Below are 21,378 nucleotides of genomic sequence, written 5' to 3'. Positions count from 1 at the left end.
TACAAAACAGATAAGTAATAGTGTTTGGTATTATGTAAATTATTGTAATAACATAAGAGTAAAGAAAACATTTACATTGATTATTGGTTCATCAATTATTGAAAAGAGCAAAATGCACCTTTTGTATGGAAAAGGATTATATGCATTGGGAGGTTTAAACAAATGACGAGGAAGAATACAACGACAAACCCTTGGGCCAAGTTCCACGGTCCGAACCTTGGTTATGTGATTGAACAGTATGATCTTTACGTAACTGGAGCAGGTTCTGTTGATCCGGAATTACAAGAGCTTTTTGAAATTTTTGGAGCTCCTTCGTTTCAAGATGATGTCGTAACAGGGGACAACACAGCAACACATTTTTCTCCTCAAAACACAGGTAACATTGAAAAAATTCTTAAAGTCGTTCAACTTGTTGAGCAGATTCGTTCTTTCGGGCACACGTTGGCTCACATCAACCCGATGGAAGATGCTGCAAATGGACAATCTCTTCTTGAGAAAGCAATGAACGAACTGAGCGATGCTGACTTGAAAGCGATTCCAGCGAAAACAGTATGGCAAGATGCACCAGAAGGTATTCACACTGCACTTGATGTAATTCATAGATTAAAAGACGTTTATACAAAATCTTTAGCTTATGAATTTTCTCATATACAAGATAGTGAAGAACGCACGTGGTTGCATCAAATGGTGGAATCAAATTCATTGCGTCAACCACTATCAAATAAAAAACGAACTGCTCTTTTAAAACGTTTAACAGCTGTTGAAGGTTTCGAGCAATTCTTGCATAAAACATTCGTTGGGCAAAAACGTTTCTCTATCGAGGGCGTTGATATGCTTGTGCCTGTTTTAGATGAAATTGTTCTAGAAGGTGCTAAGAACGGTGTAGAGGATGTCATGATTGGTATGGCTCACCGCGGTCGTCTAAGCGTACTTGCTCACGTATTAGAAAAACCATATAGTCACATGTTTGCTGAGTTCAAACATGCAAAAATAGAAGGCGCAGTAGCCAATTCTGGCTGGACTGGCGACGTAAAATACCACCTAGGTAGAGAACAAGTCGTTAGTAACGAAGAAGTTAGCACTCGCGTGACATTAGCAAATAACCCGAGTCATCTTGAGTTCGTGAATCCTGTAGTAGAAGGTTTCGCACGTGCTGCTCAAGAGAATCGTAAAAAATCTGGTCTTCCAGATCAAGATATTTCAAAATCATTCGTAATTTTAGTTCATGGTGATGCTGCATTCCCTGGTCAAGGTATTGTATCTGAAACGCTCAACTTAAGCAGATTGAACGCGTATCAAACAGGCGGAACGATTCATGTTATCGCAAACAATGCAGTTGGTTTTACAACTGATAGCTATGATTCTCGTTCTACGAAATATTCAAGTGACCTTGCAAAAGGTTTCGATATTCCGATTGTTCACGTGAACGCTGATGATCCAGAAGCTTGTCTTGCAGCTGCTAACCTTGCGATTCAATATCGCATGTTGTTCAAAAAAGACTTCTTAATCGATTTAATCGGTTACCGTCGATATGGTCATAACGAAATGGATGACCCAGCGGTTACGCAACCACAAGTGTACAAAAAAATTAAAAATCACCCAACTGTAAGAGCAATTTATGCAGATCAATTACAAGCTGCTGGTGTTCTAAATGCAGATGAGGTTGAAACAATTACTCAGTTTACGCAAGAACAATTAAAATCCGATTATGCACAAGTACCGCCAGCTGATACGAGCGATGCAACAATTCACGTTAAAGTGCCAGATGTTGTTGCAAAAGGCATTCAACCAATTGATACTGGTGTTGAGATTGACTCACTTCGTGCAATTAATGAAGGTCTACTATCTTGGCCAGAAGGCTTTAACGTATATCCGAAAGTGAAGAAAATTCTTGAGCGCCGTAAAGATGCTTTAGAAGAGAACGGTAAAATTGAATGGGCACTTGCTGAGTCATTAGCATTCGCTTCTATTTTACAAGAAGGTACGCCAATTCGTTTAACTGGTCAAGATTCACAGCGTGGTACATTTGCGCACCGTCATATCGTATTACACGATACTGATACAAATGAAACATATTCACCATTACATCGCTTACCAAACATTAATGCATCATTCTCTGTTCATAACAGTCCGTTATCAGAGGCTGCTGTTGTTGGTTACGAATATGGTTATAACGTATTCGCTCCAGAAACTCTTGTTATGTGGGAAGCGCAATATGGTGACTTTTCAAATACTGCGCAAGCATTATTTGATCAATATGTTTCAGCTGGAAGAGCAAAATGGGGTCAAAAATCTGGTTTAGTTCTTCTATTACCACACGGTTATGAAGGTCAAGGACCAGAGCACTCTAGTGCACGTCCAGAACGTTTCTTACAGTTAGCTGCTGAGAATAACTGGACAGTTGCAAACTTAACGAGCGCGGCACAGTACTTCCATATCCTGCGTCGTCAAGCATCTATCTTAGGAACAGAAGCTGTTCGACCATTAGTACTGATGACGCCGAAGAGTTTATTACGTCACCCACTTACGCTTTCAACTGCTAGTCAGTTAAGCGAAGGACGTTTCCAACCTGCTTTAGAACAAGAAAACCTTGGCACGAAACCAAATAAAGTAAAACGTCTTGTTTTAAGCACAGGTAAAATGGCGATTGACTTAGCAGCAGAAATCGAGTCTGGTAAACATGAGTACAACTTAGACGAAGTTCATGTCGTTCGTATCGAGCAATTGTACCCATTCCCTGCTGAGAAAGTTCAATCTATTATTAAACGATTTAAAAACTTAGAAGAAATCATTTGGGTTCAAGAAGAACCTCGTAATATGGGCGCATGGCATTACATGGCTCCAATTCTGTTCGAACTTGCTGGAGATAAAGTGAAAACAGGTTACATTGGACGTCCTGATCGCTCTAGTCCATCTGGCGGCGATCCATTCGCTCACAAAGCTGAGCAAGAACTAATTGTTGCACACGCTTTAGATGTGAAGTATAACTTCCGTCAAGATAAACAAGAAATTGAAGTTTTCAGCAACTAAAAAGTAATAATGAAGGTTTCTAGCTTGTTCCCTGGGCAGATATTCTGCCCAAGGCCAGGCTAACAAATGGAGATTACCGAAGACAAAAGAAGAAAAAACACACCGTTAGGCAAATAAGGGGAGGACATTTAAAATGATCGAAATTAAAGTACCTGAGCTTGCAGAATCTATTACCGAAGGAACTATTTCACAATGGCTTATCAACGTAGGCGACAAAGTTGAGAAAGGCGGCAGCGTTGTTGAGCTTGAAACTGATAAAGTCAATGTAGAAATCATTGCAGAAGATTCAGGTATTGTATCGAAGTTACTAGGCGAACCTGGGGATACAGTTGAAGTTGGCGCAACTATCGCAATTTTAGATGCTAATGGAGCACCAGTTGCAGTAAGTACACCTGCACCACCTGCTGAGCAAGCAAAACAAGAAACAGCTGAAGCACCGAAAGCTGCGGCTCCAAATGCTGAACAAACTACGAGTCTACAAGGCTTACCAAATACGAACCGTCCTATCGCATCACCAGCTGCTAGAAAAATGGCTCGTGAATTAGGAATCGACTTAAACGACGTACGTAGCACAGATCCACTTGGACGCGTGAGACCACATGATGTACAAGCTCATGCTGCAGCACCAAAAGAAGCACCAGCTGCTCCAAAGAGCCCAGCTCCTGCTCCAGTTGCAAAAACGGAATTCGAAAAACCAGTTGAGCGCGTGAAAATGTCCCGCCGCCGTCAAACAATTGCAAAACGTCTTGTAGAAGTTCAACAAACATCTGCAATGTTAACAACATTTAACGAAGTTGATATGAGTGCGATCATGGAATTACGTAAAGAGCGTAAAGACGCTTTCGAGAAAAAACATGATGTACGTCTTGGCTTCATGTCATTCTTCACAAAAGCAGTTGTTGCAGCATTAAAACAATTCCCATTATTAAATGCTGAAATTCAAGGTGACGAGCTTATCATCAAAAAATTCTATGATATCGGTATTGCAGTAGCAGCTCCAGATGGATTAGTTGTTCCAGTTGTACGCGATGCTAACCAATTAAACTTCGCTGAAATCGAAAGTGAAATTCGTAATTTAGGTATGAAAGCACGCGATAACAAACTTTCATTAAAAGAACTACAAGGTGGTACATTTACAATTACAAACGGTGGTGTATTCGGTTCTCTAATGTCAACACCAATCCTAAATAGCCCTCAAGTTGGTATTTTAGGAATGCATAAAATCCAAGTACGCCCAGTTGCAATTGATAACGAGCGTATGGAAAACCGCCCAATGATGTACATTGCTTTATCTTACGATCACCGTATTGTTGATGGTAAAGAAGCAGTTAGCTTCCTTGTTGCTGTTAAAGATATGCTTGAAGATCCAAAATCATTATTATTAGAAGGTTGATAGATTAATAATCTAATATATAAAGGCTGTAGAATACATCATTCTACAGCCTTTTTTTGCGTTCATACGGGACAAATTTCATGACATAAGATAATAATGTATGCCTAAACGTAAGGAGGATTAAAATGAATAACCTTCCAATTCATGCAAAACTTAAAGTAAATAAGGATACTTTCTTCCTGCCCGATTCAAACGGGGGTGTCTATTTTCGAAATAACGCCAGTTCATTTCGCATGGACGGTGATGGAATTTATGACTGGATTGAAAAATTAATGCCAATGTTTAACGGTAATCATTCTTTAGCAGAAATAACTGATGGTCTCCCTCTCCCCTATCAAAATCGTGTATTTGAAATTGGAGAGGTTTTATATGAAAATGGTTTCGTTCGCGATGCAAATCAAGATGCACCTCATGAATTAAACAGTACATTACTCGACAGATATGCTTCACAAATTGAATTTTTAGAAGCTGATTCTCATTCAGGTGCTTTAAAATTTGAAACGTACCGCGGAGCAAATGTCCTTGTACTTGGCTCCGGAGATATGCTTACTTCTTTAGTTTCTTCTTTATTAGAATCTGGTTTACCTACATTTCATTACCTCGTTACAGATCGAGATGAAACAAACTATGAAAGAATACATGAGCTAATAGAACGTGCATATGAAGTTGATAACGGTGTACTCATTCAAGAAATCGATACTACAATTGACCGTCCCTTGCATGAAGTATTCGAACCTTTTGATTGGATTTTATATGTTTCTCAAAATGGAGACATTGACGGTTTAAAAACAGTTCACACTATTTGTAGAGAAACGAAAAAGAATTTTATACCAGCTATTTGTTTATCAACACTCGGTATAGCTGGACCTGTCGTAACGGAAAATCGTGATGAATGCTGGGAATCCGCATGGCATCGGCTACATGAAACGACTTTGCAAAATGAAAATTCATCAGATTCCTTCTCACCAATTACATCTGCAATGTTAGCAAATGTAATCGTTTTTGAATTGTTTAAACATGTCGCGGATGATTTATATCGTGAAAAAGAATTACAATTCTTTTTATTAAACTATGAAACACTTGAAGGAACGTGGCATCCTTTTATAAAACACCCTCTTGCAACTGATGAAAGTTTTACAATTGATACGATAGAAAATCTTTCTGAAAAACTTGAGCATCGGTCCAACCAACATACTTCAACTGATGTATTCCGCTTTTTCGACTCATTAACTTCTAAAGAAGCCGGTATATTCCATGTATGGGATGAACAAGATTCATATCAATTACCGTTATCACAATGCTATATTCAAGTAGCCAATCCATTATCAGATGGCCCAGCTCCCCTTCTGCCTCTTATGACTCGCAGTGGATTAACTCATAATGAAGCACGCCGAGAAGCTGGTTTAACAGGAATTGAAACATATGTAGCAGAAATCATTCACCGCCTTATTCCTGAACATAACGATATCGGTATTGGCGCTGGAGAAACGATGACAGAAGGATTTTACCGGGCACTACAACAACATTTAAATAATAAATTGTATGAACGGCAGTCACATATGCTAGAAGAACTTACAACGATTGATTTAACTGATATTCACGATAAACATTGTAGATTTTATTACGATGCCCTTGCTACAATTCATGAAACACCTAAAATCGCAATGAGTGAAGAGATTCTCAGTTTTCCAGTCGTTTGGGTTGGTATAAATGATAAATGGTACGGTGCATCTAATATTAATATGACGTTAGCGTTACGGAGCGCACTACAACTATCACTGCTCCACATTCAAAGTGAAGAGACTCCTTACAGAGCTAATATCTTGCCTGAATCATCTATTATTTTATATGACACGGATTCTTTTAGGGTGGAAATACAAGCGGAAGAAGAAATTCCAAGTGTGCAATCTTTACAGCTTGCCTTACAGCATTTAGAAGAACATAATTTTTATCCCTTCGTGTTTGATTTAGCAATCGAACCATTTTTGAAAGAAAACTTAGACGGTGTGTATGGGGTATTAATTGCAAAGGAGGACGGTCTATGACTCAAAATATATTGCTTATAGGGGATGGCCTTCTTGCAGACTATGTACATGATCAATTATGCAAACAATATTCCATCATTCGTCAGCATACCCTTACAGAAGAACTTCCTGAAAATATTTATCTCGCTCTCGTATTACATGATGGATCTCCTTCTACTATTCATCATGATGCTGAGCTAATTTTTCGCTCAAATCATATTCCGTGGCTTCGTGGTTTCACTTCATTTGGCGAAGGTATTATCGGTCCTTACATTCATCCTCTTACGCCCGGATGTTCCCATTGTTCTGATGGACGCCGTTTTATCGCTGGCTTTGATCAAAAAGAAATGTGGGAACTACAGCGGAAATATGCCTTTAAAGCCGAAAATGGAACGAGGCGTGATGTACGTGCCACCCAAAATGGCATGTTACAAATGTGCCATCTTATTTGCGCAGAAACAGAAAAAATATTAACTCATAACCATTCTTCTTTAGAAAATGAACTTATTTTACTAAACTTACAAACATTACAATGTACGCGGCATTCTTTTCTTCCAGATCCTCTCTGTCCTGTATGTAGTAGTTTACCTGATGATACTGCGGATGCGGCGGAAGTTTCTTTACAACCGAGTTTAAAAGTAAGCACCGAAACGTATCGCTGCCGTTCCATTCATGAATTAAACACATTTTTAACGAAAGACTATTTAGATTATCGGATCGGTATGTTGAACGGCAAAATGCAGCATTCTTTATTGCCATTCGCTGACGTCATTATAAACATGCCATTAATGTTTGGAAATGAAGGTGTTGCAGGCCGAACTCATTCATTTGCAGTGAGTGAAGCAACTGCTATTTTAGAAGGTTTAGAACGATATTGCGGTATGTCGCCTCGCGGGAAAAAGACAAATGTGCATGGTAGTTTTCATGATTTAGAGGAACATGCACTAAATCCCCTTACACTCGGTGTGCATACAAATGAACACTACAGTCGTGATAATTTTCCATTTAAGCCGTTTGATCCTGATTATGAGCAAAACTGGGTATGGGGATATTCTTTATCACAAAACAGACCGCTTTTAGTTCCTGAATCAATTGCTTATTATAGCCTTGGTCATCGAGATGCTTTCGTGTATGAAACATCAAATGGATGTGCAATTGGCGGTAGTTTAGAAGAAGCGATTTTTCACGGCATTTTAGAAATTGTAGAGCGTGATGCCTTCTTACTCACTTGGTATGCCGAATTACCTCTTCCCCGCCTTGATCTTAGTTCAGCAAATGATACAGAATTACAATTAATGATCCAGCGGTTACGTACGATTACTGGATATGAATTACACGCTTTTAACGCGACGATGGAACACGGCATCCCGAGCTTATGGGTAATTGCAAAGAATACACGTGAAAATGGAATGAACGTTGTTTGTGCGGGAGGCGCTCATTTAGATCCTATTCGAGCTTTAAAAAGTGCCATTCAAGAAATAGCAGGCATGTTACTTATAACAGACGATGAGCTCGAGCACAAAAGAGAATACTACGAAAAATGCTTACAAGATCCTTATTTCGTTAATAAAATGGAAGACCATAGTATGCTGTACGGATTGAAAGAAACGGAAGAACGTCTTCACTTCCTTTTACGAGAAGATGCACCGGTGCAAACGTTCCAAGAAATGAATGTATCACAATCATTTGATATGGATTTAACATCCGATCTCCACCAACTTTTAAATCGTTTGCATCAATCTAATCTTGAAATAATCGTTGTAGATCAAACCGTTCCCCTTATAGAAAAGAACGGACTACACTGTGTAAAAGTTATTATTCCAGGCATGTTACCGATGACTTTCGGACACCATCTTACTCGGATTACAGGACTGGACCGGGTATATACCGTACCGATGACACTTGGATATACAGACGAACCTTTAACGAATGAAAGATTAAATCCACATCCACATCCGTTTCCATAGTAAAGGAGGGATTTCATGCAGCTAGATACTTTTTTACATCATCTCCATTTCTCTATCGATGAAATTATGCCGAATCATGAGGTGGACTGGAAAGACGCACCGCTTCCTTATAAATTATATCGAAATGTACCTACCATCCCGCTCTCCTTAGAAATCCCATTATCTTTACCGAACTCTTCTACTACACCTACTTTAGATGAAATTGGTCACTACCTTTGGTATTCATTTGGTGTAACACAATTATGTCAGCTAAATAGCGAGAGAAATGTATTACGAAGATCTATTCCTTCAGGCGGCGCTTTATATCCGAATGAATTGTATATCTATTTAAAGATCGACGATTATCCAGACGGTATTTACCATTACGACGCCGCGCATCACCGACTTATCTTACTTCGGGAAGGAAATTTCGATTCTTATTTAGCAGACGCACTCGGTAATCGCTGTAATATACATGATTGTTTCGGTGCCGCATTCGTATCCACTATGTTTTGGAAAAACTTCTTTAAATACAATAACTTTTCATATCGCCTTCAAGGATTAGATAGCGGGGTTCTCATTGGACAATTACTAGAATGTGCAAAACAGTTCGGTTATACGAACGGCGTATACTTTCAATTTCTAGACCGTGCACTGAACCGTTTACTCGGATTGTCAGAAGGTGAAGAAAGTGTGTATGCCGTTATTCCTTTAAGTACAGAGCCAGAAACTAATTGGTTTCACAATGATTACCGTGAAAATAAAACAGTTACTTCTCATGAGTTGTTGCAACAAATTCCGCCGTTAGCACATGAACATTTCGTTCGCTCAAAACATGTAGGTGAATATCCGATGATAACAAAAATAAATGAAGCTTCTATGATCGAATCGACAGCACACTTCCAAACACTACATCATGAAGAGCACTATCAACATAATGCGTACGCTGTACAGCTACCAAAAGTAGAACGGTTATCGTATGATTTCCTACAACTTTGTAAAAAACGATATTCTCCTGATGCGGACTTTATTTTAACGAAATGGGATGCAGCCGAGCTCGCTACTTTACTACAAGAAGCGAGCCTCTCCTTCCCCTATTACAACGACCTTGACGGTAAGTATGCAAATGAAAATGCACGCGTCTTCTTATATGGATGTTTTTATAACGTGAAAAATATTGAAAACGGGGCTTACGCTTATAATAGTAAAACACATTCGATACAACCAATTCGGTATGGAGACCTTCGTTACCCTCTTCAATCTAGTATGACGATGGATAACGTAAACCTTTTTCAAGTACCACTTTGCTTACATGTAGTCGGAAAGAAAGATTACTATACACGTGCATTAGGCTATAGAGGATATCGTATTCACCAAATGGAAGCTGGTATACTCGTTCATAAACTCGTTTTTGCAGCGACCGCGATGGGGATGGGCGGGCATCCTTTACTAAGTTTTGATACAAATTCATGTGATCAATTGTACGGTATTGATGCTGGGAATGAAACGTCTCTTATTCAAATTCCTGTTGGGGCTTATCGAGCGCGGAATTGGTTAAAAGGGGTTTTGCATAGTTAAAAGCACGCCGATGGACGGCGTGCTTTTTTACTAGATTAACTTAAAAATACTCTTAATTTGTCTAGCAAATAACCAATTTTTCGTACCGTAGTTATCATTTAAACTATCTAAATTAATAGATTGTCCGTTAGCAAACTTTAATTCTAACGTTGTATTTTTGTCATTTGTTTTTAAATTACTATTTGTAATATCATCATACTTTAATTTTTCAATCTCAATATATTCGTCTTTTTCTTGTCCGATCACGACATGGTCTTGGAAGAAGAAAAACACTTCTACTTTTTTACCGAAACAAAATACATTTTTCGTATAAATTAATGTCGCATTATCAAGTCCGACGCATACTTCTTTCATCTCTTCCACAACGTGTCCAAAGTCTTCTTCTTGTCTTGCGTTTGATTCAGCAATCCATTCTTCGATTGTTTTCATGTTAATTGCCATACTGTGCCCCCTGGTTCGTTCATTGCTTTTTTTAAAAATAAATACTATATGAAAATATAAGCGATAAGTACTATGTTTTCAAGGGTGAACGGTATATTCAAAATAAAGTTAAATTTCAAAGTAATCTACTAGAGGCACCGATTTCATTATATTTTAAACGTTTGAACGAGACATTCTTCATCATCGATTAACTGTGTTTTCTCATCAAATACGATGTTTAGCTCCCTATATACTTTCTTCCAAAAAGAAACAGCTGGTACATTTTTCACAAGTTCGATAACGAAATACTGTCCTCGTTTCTCTTTTAGTACATTCTCAATAACTTGTTTACCAATTCCTTTTCCTTTGTACTGATTCAATATGAAAATGTCATTTATGCCAAAGTCGTTTTCCTTCTTCAAAAACGGGCGTTCCAACAATAATAAAAATCCTACAATACTATTTTCAGCTTTTATAAAATACGGAGTGATTCCGTCATTTCCCCAAAACATGTGCAAATCTTCGTATTCAAAAAATCCATTTGCCCCAATCTTTATATTAGGAGTGAATGTAGAGAGATCATGAAGATATAGTGCGTACAAATTACGTAATATTTCTTTTTCAGATTCTTGAACGGTTTGAAGTGCTACAAACATTTTTAATAATCCCCTTCCCTATATGTAACTGTTTCTCCCTCTTTATTATTCGCTAAAAAAGTTTACCTACCTTTGCAAAAAAAATAGCACTTAAAAAGTGCTATTCTGCTCTCCTTGCCGCTTGCTGAATTGGGTCCCAAACGCTGTTATATGGTGGTGCATAACTTAAATCGACATCTTCTAAATCATAAATGCTCATTTTATTGAAAAGTGCCATCGCGATCACATCAATACGTTTATCTACGCCTTCTTCTCCAATTACTTGCCCGCCCAACAATTGTTTCGTATCAGAGCGATATAGTAGTTTCAAGTAAAGTGGTTTTGCATTTGGATAATAGCCCGCCATATTTGTAGAATCTACTTTGACCGTTTTATACGGGATATGTAGCCCTTTTGCTTCTTTTTCATTTAAGCCTGTTCTTGCGAGCGTCAAATCCATAAATTTAATAATACCTGTGCCTAACGTACCTTTAAATGCTCTTCGTTTATCAAGCATATTCAGTCCAGCAAGTCGCCCTTGTTTATTAGCAGTCGTTCCGAGCGGGATATGATCATGAATTTCCTTTATAACGTGGTAATGTGTTGCGCAATCACCGGCTGCATATACGTCTTGCACATTCGTTTGCATATATGCATTTACTTCGATTGCCCCTTTATAATTTGTACGTATATTTGTTCCTTCAAGAAAATCAGTATTCGGCTTCACTCCAACCGATACTAAAACAAGATCTGCTTTATACGTACCTTTATCCGTTTCAATTTGTTCCACTCTTTCATTTCCTTTAAATGCTTTCACATTTTCATTCGTTAAAATTTCAATATTGTGTTTATCTGCTTCTTTATGTATATATTCAGCCATATCTGCATCATAAATCGTACCGATATGATCATTTCGCTCAATCATTCTTACTTTCTTACCAAGTTCGACGAATGTTTCTGCCATCTCCAGTCCAATCGCACCACCGCCAATAATGGTTACATCTTCAACTTTATTCGTTTCTAGCGTTTTTAATATACGCTCAGCATCTGGAATTGTTTTTAAAAGATGAACACCTTGCAAATCTCGACCTTCCCACTCTGGCATAACAGGACGTACGCCAGTTGCAATTAATAAACGATCGTACGGAAATTCAAAAATATCTTTCGTCTTCGTATGCTCTGCGTACACCACTTTCTTTTCCGTATCTACTTTCGTTACTTCATGTCGTACTTTCGCATCAATTCCATATTTATCACGAAACGTCTTTACGTTGCGCGCGATTAACTTTTCAGTTGAAGCGATAGCACCACTAATGACATACGGTAATCCACACTGAGCGTATGAATAAATTTCACCTTTTTCTAACGTTACAACAGTTGCATTTTCATCGTTTCTAACAATTTGCATAGCTGCACTCATACCAGCTGCATCTCCGCCAATAATGACATAGTTCACTTTACCACTCCTTCTTTTTTTACATACTCTTTACGTTTTCCATATTTTATAGAAATAACACCTACTTCCATTGTAAAGAAAGAGGATTTTATCTTCAAATTTGGTGCACAAACCTATGCCCGAATAGGTAGCCGTCGTGTCTCATAAACAACATGTTTAATATGCTATAACAGTTACTATTGAAAGTAGGTGAAATATATGTGCGCCGGCCTTCTCGCCCAGCTTCCAGATGAACCGCAAGAACCAAAAGAACCGAAACCCGCCCTCTCACTTGACCAAGAATTTTCCATTAATGCGACAATATACAGCGCTCGTGCCTGGTTATCTAACGATGATACGTTTGCGCAAGATATTTGGAAAGCTACCCAATTCGCTTCAGCATCACATGCTGGCAAGTCTATCTTTCCAGTCGGTTCAGTTAAAATTCTGAACTTCTCTGACGATACAATAACTGTTACTGCTTCACCAGAATCAGATCATGCGCTCAAAATAGTCGTACCCCCCCATTCCGAGGCAGCCCTAACATCTGGTCCTTTATCACATATACAAGCTAGTACATCAGGAGGATCAAGTAAAGTCACATTTCTCTTTCACATCTTTTTCTCAAGGGATCCTGGTTCAGATAAATAACCATAAAAAAGGTACAGTTATGCACTGTACCTTTTTCACATGTTTATTCTCTTGATTTGATGAGTTCAACATTATAAGTTTCAATATCTGTTAGCTTTCCTGTAAAATATGGATTTTCTCTATACCAAGATTGTTTTGAAAAATACGTTTGCATATCTTTCGTCTGAAAAATATGTCCATGCCTTGCATATATTTCATTTCTAGCAATTTTCAACTGTTCTTTCGATAAATATGCTAAATCTGTACTCGTTAATTTTCGAATATCACTATCTGGGAAAATGAAACCATTATATACATACGGAGTGGTAGATGGCGGAGTAACATTATAAACAACTGTTTTTTCTGTACTTTTCTTTTGAAATGGAAGATTATAAGACGGAAGTGCCGTTACCGTTTCTACCTTCGTCGTTTCCCTTCCATTTTCTCCATTTCGTTCTAAATAAATCGTCGTACTTCCATCAGTCGCTATAGGCCCCCATGTAATTTCTTCTCCTGCCAGTGCTGTAACTGGTTTTTGATTTACGTACAATGTTGCACCAGGCGCGTTCGTTTGAACTGTAATATATTGACCTTGCAACGTTAAATCTATCATTACGTTATTTTGGCTTTGTTTCATAAGTACAACCTTTTCCTCACGCGATAGTTTTACATAATCATTTTTATATTCTGATTGAAACACTTGATTGCCCGGAAGAAACGGCCCATATTGCTTCTCAAACTTTTTGTCATCTGTCTTATCAATTTCTTTTCCGTTCATTTTTAACGATACGCCTTTTTCATTTGTAAGCAAAGTGGTATAGTACGTCTTCACTTTCAATTTATACCGATCAAATATAAAGAAATACTTTCCGTCTTTCGTTAACGAAAAATCAGCTCTTTCTATTCCGTCCCGTTGTTTTTCACCTTGTCTCAAATATTCTTTTAATTCATTCACATACGATGGATTTTCTTTTATATATGAAAATAGAGGCGTTAAACTCTCTTTTGTTATCATAACCGATTGATCATCTGCCGTAATGATCTCAGCTAATTTCTCTCCGTCCCTCTCTTGTAAAATCGTAATCATCCGATCTACTTGTGCCACCTGCGTATAATACGATGATCCGTACAAATATAATCCAATAATCGCTATAACAAATAGTGCTAACAGTGTAATGCCAACCTTTGCACCACCGCTCATGTTCTTCTTTACTACAGGACTTCCCCTCTTCGTCCCGCAGTTTTGACAAAATTGCACACCATCTTCAAACTGAATTCCGCACTTTGTACATACATTCATCCAGTCAACCACCTTTTCATTAGAAGCCAGTTATTCCCTGTGTTAAGGCTTGAATTATCGTGCTAATGTAAGACCAAAGTACAATAAATGTTGCAATTCCAATTAAAACATTTGCAATAATAAGTGTGTACACGAGATCTAATCCGCCATTGTCTAGCTTTAATATGGCTACAGTTATACTAATCCCTATATAAGTTGCAGCTACCGATAATAATATCGGTAAGAAAAAGATTAATAAGAAACTAAAAAGAAAAGAAAGGACTAATATAGCAATAGCCGGCGTCGCTAGCGTTCCCCATATACCGAATACTTCAAGAAACGAAAAAGATGATTTCATCATCTTACCACTTACAAAAATAATAAATCCGACAAATAAAGTTAAAATTAATAAAAAGAAAAAGACCGTTATAGATTCTACAAAAAATGTGGGAGTAGATATATCTGGTGCAAATGTTCTCGTAACTGCTGATGCTGCACTCATCATTCTATAAAAAATACATGCTCCTAAAAAACAAATAAGAACAAGACTTACAATTCCATTTCTTACTTCAATCGTGCCGCTTTTCATAATCGCTGTCGGTGCTTGTAATGCATGTTTAAAAAATTGAAAATAGCCGCTCGCAAACCGCTTCGCTTGCTCTACCGTTTCATTTGGCCGAGTTTCCTTTACTTGTGCCGCGCGTGCTTGTTCCGGCCCTTCTTCTTGACCACTACTTGCCACTACTTCTTCCGTTAACGAATGTCCACAATTCCCGCAAAACTTTGCCTCTGCTGCATTTTCTGTATGACATGACGGACATTTCATTCTCTCATCCCTCCTTAAGCATATACCATATAGGGTGTTACAAATTCAATATATGACTTTGTACATAAAACATGACTACAAGAAAAAGATTCTGAAATCCTTCTTTCAAAAGAAATTATATATGCTAGCAATCTTGAAAAATAATGCTATTATGAAACAGAACAAATAACATTTTTAACAGATTGGATGAAAGACAATGGAATTGGTAAACTCAATTTTTCAAATACTCCTTACAAGCGTAATCCAATTATTTTCCTTAATTGGCGTTATCATTGTAATTGGATTTCTATTAGGTTATTTAGAATCACTAACACGAATGTATTGGTCGAGGGCTTTCGGAAGAAAAGGATTCCTTTTAACGGCGTGGATTGGTGTTCCGATCCACGAACTTGGACATGCCATTATGTGCGTACTGTTCCGTCATAAAATTGTAGCAACGCAGTTTTTCCCAACAGATACAAGTCAAGGAGCATTAGGTTACGTACAACATCAATACAATCAAAAAAGTGTGTATCAACGAATTGGGAATTTCTTCATCGGCATCGGGCCTATTATTTCTGGTATTACTGCATTAATCCTTTTAATGCGCTATTTCGTACCAGAATCATATTTTTTATTTAATACAACTCTCGAAAAAACGATCGCTTCTACTTCTATTAATGTAGAAATGATTCAAAACATGCTCTTGTCGACGTTTGTATTATTGAAAAGCTTATTTACAATCGGCAATTTATTGAATCCTTCCTTTTGGTTATTTTTATTTATCGCCATTTGTATTTCCGCACATATCGCTTTAAGTAAACCAGACATTAAAGGATCAATAGACGGAGTTATCGTCATGTTTATCGTTTTATTTTTATTCAACATCATAGCGGGACTGTTTCAATACGACAGTAACCAGCTAATTGGACAGGTTATGAAATATAATATGTATCTCATTGCGTTTTCTAGTGTAGCACTGCTTTTCTCTTGTCTTTCTACACTCGTTAGTTTTTCGTTTTATAAAATAAGAAGAGGGCGTTCTTTTTGAACGCCCTCTTCTTATTAATTATTCCCCTTATAATCACAATGCTCAACAGGCACACGAGCATGCCCTTCTTCATCGGTACACCATGACTGTGATTGGAATGCAAGAAAGATACCAATCCATTCTTCTTCCTTTTCAAAGTGAATGAGTATCCCTCCGTCTTGCCATATGCCATTATCACCTTTCCATTTCTCTACATTCCCTTGATTCATGTGAATATCATGTATACCGTTTCCTGGTTTGAAATGAAAATAGGAATCTGGTGTGTTTTCTTCTGGTCCCCATCTTTCACCAAACGCGTAAATAATCGCTTTTTCTTCTATCGCTCGCTTTATATAACGTTCTATTTTTTCGTTTAAATCATTATCTGCTCCTGCTTTTTCGGGAGGCAAAGGAATCATTTGTTTTGAGTCAAATAGATTTCCTCTTACATAATCTAAAGCTACTTTCGGTTCATTATTTTTTACTTCCGTAAAACCAAATGGTAATGTCGGTAAAATATGAATCGCCTCTGACCTAATATTGTTATTCGCAAAATATAAAACTTCTGACGGATAACTTTGCGACTTTACGTTAATAGCAATACGATAATCTACTCCAGTCTCGCCCTGTAAATGAACTTGATAATGAGGTGTCTTCCCTTTTCCAATCTTTGATTGTATAACTGTACCTTTTAACACACCGTAGTTTTTTAGGGGCATACATTTCATCTCCTATTCATCTAAAATCGGCAAGGATACCCCCTACTTCAATCGTGTGAAGGGCGATAGCCCAACGATAAGTGGGGGAGGAATTGCCGGCAGATACGGTATGGTACGTTAAAAATCCTAAGATTCTGTACCATATCAAGTATCTGAAACTTCCACCTTGCCTCCTACTTTCTCTACTTAAGTTGTTTGCTTTCACTAAAAATCTGTTACAATTTAATTAGTGAAAGGCGGTGAAAATAATGCCTACAATTACTGCAAAAATACAAATCCATGTTTCCGATAATCAAGCTGAAAGTCTAAAGATAACAACGAACGCTTACCGCAAGGCTTGTAATTGGTTATCAAAACACATATTTGAAACAAAGAACCTTAATCAAGTAAATCTCAATAACTTATATTATTCTGATTTGCGAAATCAATTTAGGTTAAAAAGTCAAATGGCTCAATCTGTGATGAAAACTGTAATTGCTCGTTACAAGTCGGCTAAATCAAATGGACATGAATGGTCTTTGATTGACTTCAAACTTGCAGAATATGATTTAGTCTGGAATCGAGATTATTCACTAACCAAAAACCAATTTAGTGTAAACACGCTTGAAGGTCGCCTAAAACTAAATTATGAGCGTAAGGCTATGAAGAAATACTTCAACAGCACTTGGAAATTTGGTACTGCTAAATTAGTGCATAAGTACAAAAAGTGGTTCTTACATATCCCGATGACAAAAGAGTACCAAACATTAGATTTCGCAGATGTAAACAACATCGTTGGTGTTGATTTAGGAATCAACTTCCTTGCAACCACTTATGATAGTCAGGGCAAAACAACCTTCTACAACGGAAATATTGTTAAACATAAGCGTGGTAAATTTAAAGCTACTCGTAAGCAATTACAAACACGACAAACACCATCTTCTCGTAAGAAAATAAAACAAATTGGCTCAAGAGAAAACCGTTATGTAACTGATGTAAACCATCAAATTACAAAGGCACTCGTTGAGGCATACCCTAGAGGTACTATGTTTGTTTTAGAAGACTTAACAGGGGTTCGTTCTGCGACAGAGAAAGTACGAGTGAAAAACCGCTATGTTTCTGTATCTTGGGCTTTCTATCAGTTCCGTCAAATGCTTGAGTATAAAGCTGAATTGAATGGACAAAAGGTAATTGTGGTAGATCCCAAATATACTTCCCAAACTTGCCCTAAGTGCGGAAACATTGAAAAAGCGAATCGTAATAAAAAGCTACACACTTTTAAGTGTAAAAATTGCCAATACCAATCAAATGATGACCGTATTGGTGCGATGAATCTACACCGTAAGGGAATTAAGCATATCAGTGTAGTTACCACAGGAGTATAGCTCTTGTGGTAGGGGCGAAGTCAACCGTCCTTATGCTCCACCATACTAAGGTAGGAGAGCATTGCTCGTTCGTACTACTGGGTAGGAATAAGCGTAGTTGCTCTCTATGAGGGTAGAAGCACTGTCGAACTCCGACAGACGCAAGCCCCCACTTCAAACGACCCGTAAGGGTGTTAAGTGGCGGGTTGTTGACTTAGTAGAAGCTTTTCATATTTAAAACATTATCCATTCATAAAAAAAATCCTCCTATGTTAGGAGGATTTTTAATTTCTCAACATATACCAAACAATAACCTCTACCACTACAAGCAAAACCGCACCAAAGATCATTAACGTCGTCTTCTTTAATAGTTCATTTTCACGGTAAGGGATATTACATAAGTAAGCACCTAATGTAATCCGTGATGGACAAGCGATTGTCGCTACTGATGATGCGGTGTTTTGAAGTGTTGTGACATATTGCCACGGGAGTGCTACGTTTTGTGCGGTTTGCATTTGTAGTTTTATAAACATTGCATTTGATCCTGCGTTACTACCTGTTAAAAATCCACCAATAGCGCCAATAAACGGAGCAACAAAAACGAAAAAGGTTCCAAATGTTTCACCAGCTGTTTTTGCAAGTAATGAATGCATGCCAGATGCACCCATTAGTTCTGAAATGGCGATAAACATTGTCGTCGTAATAGCAAATGGAATCCATTGTTTGATCGTTTGTGAGAATGATTGTTTAATAATATTAGACGGGATGCGGAAGAAAATAATAGTAAATAAGCAAGTCATACCGAGCCAAAATCCTGGTGAATATAGTAACTCTAGTTTATAAGAGTATGATTTCAAATCAAGAACCGCATATGATCTGAACAAATCATGTAATGCTGGAACGAGGCGAGAAAGTAAAATACAAACTGTTAGAAATATATAAGGGCTAATAATTTTTATAATGGATACTTCTCTCTCCGTTGCAGCGGCATGTTCTGTTATAAGATTTTGCCCACTTTTTCCTTTTAATTTAATGATAAGAAAGCCAAATGTAATCGTAACGATAGAACTTAATATCCCGGCTAGTTCAACACTTACGTATGCATTAGAAAGATAGATTCCGAGAGAAAATAATAGAAAGAACCCTACTCCTTCTTTCCACTTTTCTATAACCGCTTGCCAGCCGCCAACAACGTGTAAAGAAAGAATAACGAAGTAAGCAAACATCGGAATACTTAATAGCGCTGTATTTGTACCAAGTGTTGTAAGAGGCATATTTATTAGCTGCGAACCGATAATCGTACCCGTTGCCATTGCGCCCCATGAACTAGCTAGTAAGCCGATAAATGAGAGCAGTACAGCTTGAAATGGTTTATAGCCTAGCGAAAGAAAAATAGGTGCTGCAACCATGAATCCAATACCAAATCCACTTACTGATTCAATAAGCGGACAAATGCCAAAACACATAAGCAGCATTTGTAATAAGCGATCATGTGTGATTTCTTCTAAAAAACGTGCTACTTGATCGATGTATCCCATTTTGTTCATGAGGTGAAATAAAAAAATACCGAAAAATAAAACGTACCCGACAATAAAACAAATTAACCATCCTTTAATCGTTGCGTGCACAGTTTCACTTATCCCTAATCGAAACGTTGGCGAGAGTAAAACGATTCCGACAGACACAGCATAAGAAATTAACGAGGACCTTAATGACGTTTGTTTAAATAAAAATAAACAAATGAAAATCATCATAATTGGGATAAGTGCCAACAATATGGCCATGTTATCATCTCATTTCGTTTAAAATACAATTTTTAACTATTATATAACAGATGTTGTAATTTTCAATTGTTTTTAAGACAGATTTAAAAAAGGAGCCAAACGGCCCCTTTTCATTCACTCCCATTTTCTATTATCCTGAAAAACTGTCTGCTGTCCGATTATTTTTTTCAACACAACAAACACAATGTAAGTACATATTGCTTGCAATGCAATATTCCAAAATTTCATTAATGTAAATGAATGAATCCGTAGAAATAATTCGTTTAATAATACAATCGAAACGATACTAAATAATTCTATACTAATCGAAAATAGACATATTTCTAAAATAGACTGTTCTTGAATGCGATTTAAGTTGGAAAAGATAAATACATATCCTAAAAATAGAGCCATCAACTCTATTTTCGTCATGCTAATGAGCCAAGCGTATAGCGGTACAGTTAAAAGAAGATATAGTAGTTTACGTCTTAGCATGCCTTCTCACCCTCTAAATTATATGTATTTTCTGTATATTCTAACATTCATTATGCAAAACAAAAAGAAGAGACTACGCCTCTTCTTTTTGTTTTGTTGCCTGTATTAATTCACATATTTCTTCTCGTTTTTCATTTTCTAATAGCTCAATCACTTTACTTCCAACGACAACACCGTCACATATTGTAACCATTTCTTCTACATGTTCTTTTGTTGAAATGCCAAATCCAGCGACTACTGGTAAGTTGACGTGTAATTTTACTTTTTCTAAGTAACTATGAATCTCCTCTTTAAAGTTTTGACGTACTCCCGTTACGCCCGCTACTGTAACAGCATAAACGAACCCTTCTGATTCACTCGTGATTTTTTCAATTCTTTCAATAGGGCTCGTTACGGTAACGAGTGGAATAAGCGCAATGTTTGCCTCTCGAAGTAACGGCGCAATAATATTTTGTTCTTCATACGGTAAGTCTGGAACGATAATACCATCCACACCGGCCTCTAAGCACTTCTCTACAAATCGTTCTTTTCCAAATGCGAGTACTGGATTTAAATATGTCATGAGTACAAACGGAATTTGCACTTCTTCCCTTACCTCTATTAATGCTTGAAAAATTCCTTTTACTGTTATACCGCTATCTAGCGCTCGCTTCCCTGCTCTTTGAATCGTTGGGCCATCTGCAACTGGATCTGAAAACGGGATACCAATTTCAACGATGCTTGCTCCTGCTTCGTCTAGAAAACGAATTCTTTCTTTTAATTTCTCAAGTCCACCATCTCCGCCCATTACGTACGGAATAAATGCTTTCTTACCATTTTCAAACGCTGCTTTAATTTTTTCTACTCCCATTTT

Annotated in this window: 17 protein-coding genes; 8 read left to right on the top strand and 9 right to left on the bottom strand. The window is 37.5% G+C overall.

Going from position 1 to position 21,378, the window contains the following annotated elements:
• Positions 1–162 precede the first annotated feature (162 nt).
• The 5 genes from odhA (at position 163) to MR160_RS12065 (ending at position 9,971) form a co-directional block, all read left to right on the top strand.
• Positions 163–3,030: a 2-oxoglutarate dehydrogenase E1 component gene (gene odhA / locus MR160_RS12085; RefSeq protein WP_000197142.1), complete on the top strand. Its 2,868-nt coding sequence runs from the start codon at positions 163–165 to the stop codon at positions 3,028–3,030.
• A gap of 133 nt (positions 3,031–3,163) precedes the next feature.
• A complete protein-coding gene (odhB, locus tag MR160_RS12080; RefSeq protein WP_000569919.1) occupies positions 3,164–4,423 on the top strand; it encodes a 2-oxoglutarate dehydrogenase complex dihydrolipoyllysine-residue succinyltransferase in 1,260 nt (419 codons plus the stop codon).
• A 125-nt stretch (positions 4,424–4,548) separates the two neighbouring features.
• Positions 4,549–6,468 (top strand): putative thiazole-containing bacteriocin maturation protein, encoded by a 1,920-nt coding sequence (locus tag MR160_RS12075; RefSeq protein WP_242297396.1) that lies wholly within the window; start codon positions 4,549–4,551, stop codon positions 6,466–6,468.
• The gene (locus MR160_RS12070) at positions 6,465–8,414 is read left to right on the top strand and encodes a TOMM precursor leader peptide-binding protein (RefSeq protein WP_242297394.1); all 1,950 of its coding nucleotides are present in this window, start codon (positions 6,465–6,467) and stop codon (positions 8,412–8,414) included. Before MR160_RS12075 ends, MR160_RS12070 begins: the two co-directional genes overlap by 4 nt.
• Before the next feature lie 15 nt (positions 8,415–8,429).
• Positions 8,430–9,971, top strand: a complete 1,542-nt coding sequence (locus MR160_RS12065) for a SagB family peptide dehydrogenase (RefSeq protein ID WP_081144071.1) — start codon at positions 8,430–8,432, stop codon at positions 9,969–9,971.
• A 30-nt stretch (positions 9,972–10,001) separates the two neighbouring features.
• Here the strand turns inward: MR160_RS12065 and MR160_RS12060 are convergent, their stop codons facing one another.
• From MR160_RS12060 to MR160_RS12050, 3 genes are all read right to left on the bottom strand, one after another.
• Complete coding sequence (locus MR160_RS12060) at positions 10,002–10,412, bottom strand: DUF3908 family protein (protein WP_000996793.1); 411 nt, start codon at positions 10,410–10,412, stop codon at positions 10,002–10,004.
• Positions 10,413–10,558: 146 nt separating this feature from the next.
• A complete protein-coding gene (locus MR160_RS12055) occupies positions 10,559–11,047 on the bottom strand; it encodes a GNAT family N-acetyltransferase (protein ID WP_000495856.1) in 489 nt (162 codons plus the stop codon).
• Positions 11,048–11,147: 100 nt separating this feature from the next.
• Positions 11,148–12,482: an FAD-dependent oxidoreductase gene (locus MR160_RS12050; protein WP_242297392.1), complete on the bottom strand. Its 1,335-nt coding sequence runs from the start codon at positions 12,480–12,482 to the stop codon at positions 11,148–11,150.
• Positions 12,483–12,680: 198 nt separating this feature from the next.
• Between MR160_RS12050 and MR160_RS12045 the strand changes: the two genes are divergently transcribed.
• The gene (locus tag MR160_RS12045; RefSeq protein ID WP_000332402.1) at positions 12,681–13,112 is read left to right on the top strand and encodes a hypothetical protein; all 432 of its coding nucleotides are present in this window, start codon (positions 12,681–12,683) and stop codon (positions 13,110–13,112) included.
• Between the two features lie 43 nt (positions 13,113–13,155).
• On the opposite strand, the gene MR160_RS12040 is transcribed toward MR160_RS12045, so the two are convergent.
• Entirely contained in the window at positions 13,156–14,391 is a 1,236-nt protein-coding gene (locus MR160_RS12040) for a TcaA 3rd/4th domain-containing protein (RefSeq protein ID WP_001099914.1), read from the bottom strand.
• Positions 14,392–14,410: 19 nt separating this feature from the next.
• Entirely contained in the window at positions 14,411–15,196 is a 786-nt protein-coding gene (locus tag MR160_RS12035) for a zinc ribbon domain-containing protein (RefSeq protein ID WP_000650096.1), read from the bottom strand.
• 196 nt (positions 15,197–15,392) lie between these two features.
• Here MR160_RS12035 and MR160_RS12030 point away from each other — a divergent pair, with 196 nt between their 5' ends.
• Positions 15,393–16,226 carry a hypothetical protein gene (locus MR160_RS12030; protein ID WP_000424512.1) on the top strand — a complete coding sequence of 278 codons (834 nt, stop codon included), beginning with the start codon at positions 15,393–15,395 and terminating at the stop codon, positions 16,224–16,226.
• A 14-nt stretch (positions 16,227–16,240) separates the two neighbouring features.
• Here MR160_RS12030 and MR160_RS12025 read toward each other — a convergent pair whose 3' ends face one another.
• Positions 16,241–16,924: a DUF2278 family protein gene (locus MR160_RS12025; RefSeq protein ID WP_016097962.1), complete on the bottom strand. Its 684-nt coding sequence runs from the start codon at positions 16,922–16,924 to the stop codon at positions 16,241–16,243.
• A gap of 248 nt (positions 16,925–17,172) precedes the next feature.
• Between MR160_RS12025 and MR160_RS12020 the strand changes: the two genes are divergently transcribed.
• On the top strand, positions 17,173–18,288 hold the full coding sequence (locus MR160_RS12020) for an RNA-guided endonuclease InsQ/TnpB family protein (RefSeq protein WP_001142359.1): 1,116 nt from the start codon (positions 17,173–17,175) through the stop codon (positions 18,286–18,288).
• 263 nt (positions 18,289–18,551) lie between these two features.
• Here MR160_RS12020 and MR160_RS12015 read toward each other — a convergent pair whose 3' ends face one another.
• The 3 genes from MR160_RS12015 to trpA all read right to left on the bottom strand — a co-directional run bounded on the left by MR160_RS12015 (position 18,552) and on the right by trpA (position 21,375).
• Complete coding sequence (locus MR160_RS12015; RefSeq protein ID WP_000996272.1) at positions 18,552–20,051, bottom strand: L-lactate permease; 1,500 nt, start codon at positions 20,049–20,051, stop codon at positions 18,552–18,554.
• A gap of 114 nt (positions 20,052–20,165) precedes the next feature.
• Positions 20,166–20,525 carry a DUF4029 domain-containing protein gene (locus tag MR160_RS12010; RefSeq protein ID WP_000946150.1) on the bottom strand — a complete coding sequence of 120 codons (360 nt, stop codon included), beginning with the start codon at positions 20,523–20,525 and terminating at the stop codon, positions 20,166–20,168.
• Between the two features lie 73 nt (positions 20,526–20,598).
• Positions 20,599–21,375 (bottom strand): tryptophan synthase subunit alpha, encoded by a 777-nt coding sequence (gene trpA / locus MR160_RS12005; RefSeq protein WP_086398445.1) that lies wholly within the window; start codon positions 21,373–21,375, stop codon positions 20,599–20,601.
• Positions 21,376–21,378: the final 3 nt, after the last annotated feature.

The organism is Bacillus cereus group sp. BfR-BA-01382 (genome assembly GCF_022663475.1).
GTDB classification, from domain to species: Bacteria; Bacillota; Bacilli; order Bacillales; family Bacillaceae_G; genus Bacillus_A; species Bacillus_A thuringiensis_S.
The sequence above is the reverse complement of the archived record's forward strand: the minus strand, read 5'-3'. Positions and strand labels throughout refer to the sequence as shown.

Bases quoted from the DNA above. Each gene is read 5' to 3' on its own strand.
- MR160_RS12040 (WP_001099914.1), bottom strand. From the start codon at position 14,391: ATGAATGTATGTACAAAGTGCGGAATTCAGTTTGAAGATGGTGTGCAA.
- MR160_RS12035 (WP_000650096.1), bottom strand. From the start codon at position 15,196: ATGAAATGTCCGTCATGTCATACAGAAAATGCAGCAGAGGCAAAGTTT.
- MR160_RS12060 (WP_000996793.1), bottom strand. From the start codon at position 10,412: ATGGCAATTAACATGAAAACAATCGAAGAATGGATTGCTGAATCAAAC.
- MR160_RS12070 (WP_242297394.1), top strand. From the start codon at position 6,465: ATGACTCAAAATATATTGCTTATAGGGGATGGCCTTCTTGCAGACTAT.
- MR160_RS12030 (WP_000424512.1), top strand. From the start codon at position 15,393: ATGGAATTGGTAAACTCAATTTTTCAAATACTCCTTACAAGCGTAATC.
- MR160_RS12025 (WP_016097962.1), bottom strand. From the start codon at position 16,924: ATGCCCCTAAAAAACTACGGTGTGTTAAAAGGTACAGTTATACAATCA.
- MR160_RS12045 (WP_000332402.1), top strand. From the start codon at position 12,681: ATGTGCGCCGGCCTTCTCGCCCAGCTTCCAGATGAACCGCAAGAACCA.
- trpA (WP_086398445.1), bottom strand. From the start codon at position 21,375: ATGGGAGTAGAAAAAATTAAAGCAGCGTTTGAAAATGGTAAGAAAGCA.
- MR160_RS12055 (WP_000495856.1), bottom strand. From the start codon at position 11,047: ATGTTTGTAGCACTTCAAACCGTTCAAGAATCTGAAAAAGAAATATTA.
- MR160_RS12010 (WP_000946150.1), bottom strand. From the start codon at position 20,525: ATGCTAAGACGTAAACTACTATATCTTCTTTTAACTGTACCGCTATAC.
- MR160_RS12020 (WP_001142359.1), top strand. From the start codon at position 17,173: ATGCCTACAATTACTGCAAAAATACAAATCCATGTTTCCGATAATCAA.
- odhB (WP_000569919.1), top strand. From the start codon at position 3,164: ATGATCGAAATTAAAGTACCTGAGCTTGCAGAATCTATTACCGAAGGA.
- MR160_RS12015 (WP_000996272.1), bottom strand. From the start codon at position 20,051: ATGGCCATATTGTTGGCACTTATCCCAATTATGATGATTTTCATTTGT.
- MR160_RS12075 (WP_242297396.1), top strand. From the start codon at position 4,549: ATGAATAACCTTCCAATTCATGCAAAACTTAAAGTAAATAAGGATACT.
- odhA (WP_000197142.1), top strand. From the start codon at position 163: ATGACGAGGAAGAATACAACGACAAACCCTTGGGCCAAGTTCCACGGT.
- MR160_RS12065 (WP_081144071.1), top strand. From the start codon at position 8,430: ATGCAGCTAGATACTTTTTTACATCATCTCCATTTCTCTATCGATGAA.